The sequence below is a fragment of the Desulfovibrio sp. DV genome (assembly GCF_001936595.1).
Taxonomy (GTDB): domain Bacteria; phylum Desulfobacterota; class Desulfovibrionia; order Desulfovibrionales; family Desulfovibrionaceae; genus Solidesulfovibrio.
Genome location: NZ_MLBG01000164.1, coordinates 1 through 6,782, shown reverse-complemented (window position 1 = coordinate 6,782; position 6,782 = coordinate 1). Strand labels below are relative to the sequence as shown.

At 62.8% G+C, this 6,782-nt stretch carries 6 protein-coding genes; 4 read left to right on the top strand and 2 right to left on the bottom strand.

The features are described from left to right. Positions 1–153: 153 nt before the first annotated feature. Together DVDV_RS21160 and DVDV_RS21155 are read right to left on the bottom strand one after the other, a co-directional pair. Positions 154–399 carry a hypothetical protein gene (locus tag DVDV_RS21160; RefSeq protein WP_075356558.1) on the bottom strand — a complete coding sequence of 82 codons (246 nt, stop codon included), beginning with the start codon at positions 397–399 and terminating at the stop codon, positions 154–156. A gap of 270 nt (positions 400–669) precedes the next feature. Further along, on the bottom strand, positions 670–1,290 hold the full coding sequence (locus tag DVDV_RS21155) for an XTP/dITP diphosphatase (protein WP_075356557.1): 621 nt from the start codon (positions 1,288–1,290) through the stop codon (positions 670–672). 138 nt (positions 1,291–1,428) lie between these two features. Between DVDV_RS21155 and rimO the strand changes: the two genes are divergently transcribed. From rimO to DVDV_RS21135, 4 genes are all read left to right on the top strand, one after another. After that, positions 1,429–2,718, top strand: coding sequence for a 30S ribosomal protein S12 methylthiotransferase RimO (gene rimO, locus DVDV_RS21150; RefSeq protein WP_175577147.1), 1,290 nt, complete (start codon positions 1,429–1,431; stop codon positions 2,716–2,718). A 307-nt stretch (positions 2,719–3,025) separates the two neighbouring features. Next, a complete protein-coding gene (locus DVDV_RS21145) occupies positions 3,026–4,756 on the top strand; it encodes a 30S ribosomal protein S1 (protein WP_075356555.1) in 1,731 nt (576 codons plus the stop codon). Beyond that, entirely contained in the window at positions 4,743–5,681 is a 939-nt protein-coding gene (gene sppA / locus DVDV_RS21140; protein ID WP_075356554.1) for a signal peptide peptidase SppA, read from the top strand. Before DVDV_RS21145 ends, sppA begins: the two co-directional genes overlap by 14 nt. A gap of 147 nt (positions 5,682–5,828) precedes the next feature. Then, positions 5,829–6,710, top strand: coding sequence for a fumarylacetoacetate hydrolase family protein (locus DVDV_RS21135; protein WP_075356553.1), 882 nt, complete (start codon positions 5,829–5,831; stop codon positions 6,708–6,710). The last annotated feature ends 72 nt before the right edge of the window (positions 6,711–6,782 follow it).

The window sequence follows — 6,782 nt, the reverse complement described above, 5'->3', positions numbered from 1 at the left end:
GAGCTTGTCCCTTTGCAGGGGTCCGGGGGGATCATCCCCGGCCGCCGGAGCAACGCCCACAGTCAAATCAAATTCCTCCAGGAGGGGATTCCAAAGGGACTCAGTCCCTTTGGCCGCCGGAGGCATCTTCTCTTTTCTTCTTATCTCTTCTCTTCAGTCTGCCAGGGTCGGTGCGGCAATGGCTGCCACTGCGGCCTCCCATTCCTTGGGGTCGCAGACCTCTTTCTCGATGATCTCGAAGAATTCGCCCGGCTCCAGGTGCAGGCCGGCCATGTCCGGGTGTTTGCGTTTGAGCCATGTCGGGGCCTCGCGGGCCTCATCCACATGGTCGGCGCTAAAGACCACCAGTGGCGTCCGGGACGTCGCACCGCACTTGAACAGCAAATACGATTTCGTCATGGCAACCTCCGCCGACTGCGGCCTGTATCCGTCTTAACATTACATGGTTGCGGGCGGCCAAGGGGTGTTGCCGCTCTTGCCCCGGCGTTTCCAGCCACGTCCGGCTGTCCCGGTCCGCAGCCGACCGGATTGCCAGCCCGAGCCCATCCCCCCTAAAAATTTTCCCTTTGCAGGGGTCCGGGGGATCATCCCCCCGGCCGCCGGAGGCATCTTCTGCCTTCCCTTCCCCTCTCTCATCACCTCTTCTCTTCTCTACCTACTCCATCTCGCTTACCCGCGCCATGCTCCCCACTTTTCAATCAACCCGGCCAGGGCTTTGCCCCGGTGGCTGCGGGCGTTTTTTTCGGCGGCGGTCAGTTCGGCGGCTGTCTTGCCGGCGGTGGGGTCGAAAAAGAGCGGATCGTAGCCGAAGCCGCCGGCACCGGCCGGGGCGGTGGCCACCCGGCCTTCCCAGGTTCCTTCAGCGGTCAGTTCGCGGCCGTCGGGGGCAGCGGCCACGACCACGGACACGAAGCGGCAGGTCCGGTCCACTTCCGGCACATGGGCCAGGGCGGCCAGGAGCTTGGCGTTATTGGCGGCATCGGTCGCGTCTTCGCCGGCGTAGCGGGCCGAGCGCACGCCGGGTGCGCCGGACAGAGCGTCCACGCACAGGCCGGAATCGTCGGCCAGGCTGATGAGGCCGGTGGCCTGGCACACGGCCAGGGCCTTTAGGCGGGCGTTTTCCAGAAAGGTGTCGCCGGTTTCCGGGATATCGCCGATGGCCGGGAAATCGGCCAGTCCGACCACCGTCACGCCAAGGTTTGAGAGCAGGGCGTTTAATTCCTTGATTTTCCCGGCATTGCGGGTGGCCAGCACAACGGTCGTGGCGGCCTCATTTGACGTGGCATCCATCAAAACTCCTTGGACTTTCCGGCCTGCGGCGGCAGCGGCGGGCTTCCTCTCGGGGCCGCTTTTGCCATCCGGGCCTTCCCATGGTAGCCCGGCCGCACACCGCCTGCAAGGAAGGATGGAACGAAACCCATGTCAAAGATATACCGCGTCCACACCATAAGCCTTGGCTGTCCCAAGAACCGGGTGGACACTGAAGCCGTGCTTGGCGGCCTGCCCTTTGCGACGACTCCGGCCGAAAGCCCGGAAACCGCCGATCTGGTGGTCATCAATACCTGTTCGTTTATTGCGCCGGCCGTGGAAGAATCGGTGGCCGCCATTCTCGAAGCCTCGGAGACCATCCGCGAACTGGCCCCGCGCCCGGTGCTGGCGGTGCTGGGTTGTCTGCCTTCGCGTTTTGGCCAGGAGTTGCGCGACGGCCTGCCCGAGGTGGACATCTGGGGCCTGCCCTCCGAGCTGGAGCTCATTCCCGGCCGGCTGGCCCGGGCGCTTTCGGCCGAGTCGGCCGCGCCCACGGGCCGGCTGGCCAGCACGCCGCCGTCGTATGCCTATCTCAAGATTGCCGAGGGCTGCGACCATGCCTGCCGCTACTGCACCATCCCCTCGATCCGGGGCGGGCTGGTCAGCCGGCCCATGGATTCCCTGGTCGAAGAGTCCAAGCGGCTCCTGGAAAAGGGCGCGTCGGAGATTGTGGTGGTGGCCCAGGACGTGACGGCCTATGGCCGCGACCTGGGGCTGCAAGACGGCCTCAAGCATCTTCTCGACCGGCTTTTGCCGCTTTCCGGCCTCAAGTGGCTACGCCTGCTGTATCTCTATCCGTCCGGGGTGACCGAGAGTCTGCTCGCCTATCTGGCCGGGGCCGGGCGGCCGTTTGTGCCCTATTTCGACATTCCTTTTCAGCATGTGCATCCGGACATGCTGGCGGCCATGGCCCGGCCCAAGGCGGCGGCGGCCGAGGTGATCGTGGAGCGGGTGCGCCGCCATTTCCCGGAGGCGGCCTTGCGCTCGACGTTTATCGTGGGCCTGCCGGGCGAGAAGAAGGAGCATTTTGAGACGCTTCTTTCCTTTGTGAAAGAGACGAAACTCCACCATGTCGGGGTGTTCCCGTATCACGCCGAGGAAGGCACGCCGGCTGCGGCCATGGTTGGGCAGGTGCGCCGCGACGTCAAGGCCCGGCGGGTGGATGCGGTCATGACGGCCCAGCGCGAGATCAGCGCCGATATTTTGGAAGCATATGTGGGGACGGACATGGAGGTGCTGGTGGACAGCGTGCATCCGGAGTGGCCGGGCCTGCATGTGGGCCGCACCTGGTTCCAGGCTCCGGAGATTGACGGCGTGACCTATGTCAGCGGCCCGGGGGTTGCGCCCGGGGCCATGGTGACGGCCACCATTGACGACTCCAAGGACTATGATCTGGTTGGTCTGGCCTGAGCGGAGCGGGCTTCGGGGGGCCGCCCCTGGCCGGCGAGGGAAACAACTTGGGCCGGCGGCCTCGCCATGGTATCTTTGTAGTGAAAACCATGCTATCGTCCGCGATCAAGCAGATTGATGCGGCCTTCGTTCATGCCGCCCTCTGGGTGGACCTCGATATCCAAGCCCTTTTCATTTGAGGATTTCGGCCGATTTTTCGGGTCTTTTCATCCGGCGGGGCGGGGCATATTGCGGTTGTGCCCTGCCCGCGTTTCTGCTATTACCCGAAATCCTTTTCGAAGGGATAGATCGCGTTGGAGGTCAACTCATGGACAAAACTCAGGAAATGCAGAACAATTCTAACATGGATATGGAAGTCAACTTCGAAGATGCGCTCGAAAATTACCTCAATGAGGATTTCGGCGACCTGGAAGAAGGCTCCATAACCCCGGGCGTCGTGGTCCGTATCGGCAAGGAGCACGTCCTGGTGGACGTCAACTTCAAGTCCGAAGGACAGATTCCCGTCAGCGAATTCATGGACGCGCTCGGCGAGCTGGAAGTCAAAGTCGGCGACCAGATCGACGTGTACGTCGTCTCCAAGAACGAATCCGAAGGCACCATCATCATGTCCCGCGAGCGGGCCAAGCGGATGCAGCTTTTTGATAAGCTCGAGGAAATCCAGGAAAAAGATGACGTCATCAGCGGTAAGATCGTGCGTCGCATCAAAGGCGGCTACACGGTCGATCTCGGCGGCGTCGAAGCCTTTCTGCCCGGCTCCCATGTCGATCTGCGGCCCGTGCCCGACATGGACGCCCTGGTCGGCCAGGAATTCGAATTCCGCGTTCTCAAGATCAACCGTCGTCGCAGCAACGTCATCGTTTCCCGCCGCGTGCTCCTGGAAGAGCGCCGGGATTCCATGCGCAAAGACCTCCTCAAGACCCTTGAAGAGGGCCAGACCGTCACCGGTCGGGTCAAAAACATCACCGAGTACGGCGTGTTCGTCGACCTCGGCGGCCTCGACGGCCTCATGCACATCACCGACATGTCCTGGAAGCGCATCAAGCATCCCAAGGAGTTGGTGCACCTCGGCGACGAACTGGAACTGAAGGTCCTTTCCTTCGACCAGGACAAGCAGAAGGTGTCGCTTGGCATGAAGCAGCTGGTGGCCGATCCCTGGGAAAACATCGCTGGCAAATATCCCGAAGGCACCCGCCTGTCCGGCAAGGTCACCAACCTTGTCGACTACGGCGCGTTCGTCGAGCTGGAGCCGGGCGTTGAAGGCCTGGTTCACATCTCCGAAATGTCCTGGACCCGCAAGCTGCGCCACCCGAGCCAGATGGTCCACGTCGGCGACGAAGTCGAAGTGGTTGTCCTGTCCGTTGATCCGGACAAGAAGCGCATCTCCCTTGGCATGAAGCAGGTGCGCCCCAACCCCTGGGACATCGTGGCCGAAAAGTACCCCGAGGGCACCATCCTTGAGGGTTCGGTGAAAAACATCACCGAGTTCGGCATCTTCATCGGCATCGAGGACGGCATTGACGGCCTGATCCACGTCTCCGACATCTCCTGGACCAAAAAGGTCCGCCATCCGGGCGAGATGTTCAAGAGCGGCGACATCGTCATGGCCAAGGTCCTCACCGTTGACAAGGAAAACGAGAAGTTCACCCTTGGCATCAAGCAGCTGTCCGAAGATCCCTGGACCCGCGTCCCCGACACCTACCCGGTCGGCGCCATGGTCAAGGGCACGGTGACCAACATCACCGACTTCGGCCTGTTCGTTGAGGTCGAGGAAGGCATCGAAGGTCTCGTGCACGTCTCCGAGATCAGCCGCAAGAAGGTCAAGACCCCGGCTGAACTCTACAAGGAAGGCGACGAGATCGAAGCCAAGGTCATCCACGTCTCCGCTGACGAGCGCCGCCTGGGCCTGTCGATCAAGTCCATCAAGGACGAGGAAGACAAGAAGAAGGCCAAGGAATTCCGCACTGCCGGTCCTTCCGACACCGGAAGCAACCTGGGCGAACTGCTGCGCCAGAAGCTGGAAGAGGATGCCCAACGCTAACTCGCCATTCACTGCCAGGCACCCGGCTCTGTTCGGGTGCCTGATAGCTCTTGCGGCCGTGATCCTGGTTTTCGGGGTCGCGGCCGTTTTTGGCGTCTTCGGCCATGACGAGGAAGGCGAATCCTTTCTCGGCCAGGCCGAGGCCCGCCTGGGCCTGGTCCGCATCGAGGGACCCATCACCGATGCCGACGAAGTGGTGTCGTTTATCCGCAAACTGCGCGAGGACGAAACCGTCAAAGGCGTGGTGCTGCGCATCAACTCTCCTGGCGGGGCCTTCGGGCCGTCCCAGGAAATGTACATGGCGGTCAAAAAACTCGCCGCCAAAAAGCCCGTCGTGGCTTCCTTTTCCTCTGTGGCCGCTTCCGGCGGCTACTATGCCGCCTGCGGGGCCAACCGCATTTTTTCCAATCCCGGCACCATCACCGGCAGCATCGGGGTCATCACCCAGCTGGCCAATGCCAAGGACCTGCTGCAAAAGCTCGGGGTCAATTTCGAGTCCCTGACCACCGGGAAACTCAAAGACGCCGGCAGCCCGTTTCGATCGCTCACCGACGACCAGCGGGCCTATCTTGAAGGCCTCATCGCCGATCTCAATGCCCAGTTCTCCGGCGACGTGGCCACCGAACGCAAGCTGTCCAAAGAGGCCATCGCGCTTATTGCCGACGGCCGGGCCATGACCGGCGCGCGGGCCAAGGCTCTCGGGCTGGTGGACGAACTCGGCGGCCAGGAAGAGGCCGTGGATTCGCTTAAGGCACAGCTCGGCCTGACCGGCGACGTGCCGCTGTTCAAGGGGCCCAAGAAAAAAACCAGCATCTTCGACAAGCTGTCCTCAGCGTTGCATCTGCCGGACGCCCGCGGGGCAGCGGCCCTGTCCGCCCTGGCCGATCTGCTGGACGGGGGCCAACTCCTGCCCCAGACCCGCTGACAGTTTTTTTCCTCCCTGCGCCAAAGCCTTTCTGGTTAACACAACCGCCTGCAACATGAGAAAACCGTCATGCCGGCCGGCTGTTCCATTCTTGACGCGAAAGCGCTGCTCCTTCTAGGGTGAACAATCGCTCGTAAAGGAGTCCCCATGCGTCTCGTCTCCTTTCTGCACAGTGCCGGTCCCCGCCTGGGCGTGCGCCTGGGCGACGTGCTGGTCGATCTGGCTGCGGCCGATTCCCGTCTTCCCCGCGACATGACGTCCTTTCTGGCCGGCGGCGAGGCTGCGGCCGAAGCCGTGTGCGCGGCCGTCGCCAAGGCCCCGGATGCGGCCCGGATGCGCTTTTCCGCCGTCCGCCTGCTGCCGCCGGTGCCAAATCCCGGCAAGATCGTCTGCGTCGGGCTCAATTACGTGGACCACGCCGTGGAGATCGATCCGCGAAACCTCCCGGATTACCCGACTTTTTTTGGCCGCATGGCCACGACCCTGGTGGCCCACAACGAGCCCATGCTGCGCCCGACGGTCTCGACCAAACTGGACTTTGAAGGGGAAGTGGCGGTCATTATTGGCAAGGCCGGGCGGATGATCGACAAGGGCCGGGCCCTTGGCCACGTGGGCGGCTATGCCCTTTTTAACGAAGGTTCGGTGCGCGACTACCAGTTTCGCACCTCCCAGTGGTTTCTGGGCAAGAATTTCGACAGCACCGGCGCGTTCGGGCCGGAACTGTGCACGCCCGACGAATTGCCGTCCGGAGCCGGCGGACTCTTTCTGGCTACCCGGGTCAACGGCCGGGTCATGCAGGAAGGCTCCACCGCCGATATGTTGTTCAGTGTGGCCGCACTGATTGCCAGCCTGTCCGAAGCCATGACGCTTTTTCCCGGCGACGTCATCGTCACCGGCACCCCCTCCGGCGTCGGGTTCGCCCAAAAGCCGCCCTATTTCCTCAAGCCCGGCGATGTCTGCGAGATCGAACTGGAAGGCTACGGCGTGCTGCGAAATCCCGTGGCCGACGCGCCGTGCGTGGGAGAATAGGAGAAGAAAGAGGCCGGCGGCCGGGGGAGTGAGAGAAGAGGGGGAATGCTCCGGCGGCCGGGGGCCCCGTGA

Excerpts from the sequence above, each read along its gene's own strand:
- DVDV_RS21160 (WP_075356558.1), bottom strand. The coding sequence starts at position 399 with ATGACGAAATCGTATTTGCTGTTCAAGTGCGGTGCGACGTCCCGGACG.
- DVDV_RS21155 (WP_075356557.1), bottom strand. The coding sequence starts at position 1,290 with ATGGATGCCACGTCAAATGAGGCCGCCACGACCGTTGTGCTGGCCACC.
- DVDV_RS21145 (WP_075356555.1), top strand. The coding sequence starts at position 3,026 with ATGGACAAAACTCAGGAAATGCAGAACAATTCTAACATGGATATGGAA.
- sppA (WP_075356554.1), top strand. The coding sequence starts at position 4,743 with ATGCCCAACGCTAACTCGCCATTCACTGCCAGGCACCCGGCTCTGTTC.
- DVDV_RS21135 (WP_075356553.1), top strand. The coding sequence starts at position 5,829 with ATGCGTCTCGTCTCCTTTCTGCACAGTGCCGGTCCCCGCCTGGGCGTG.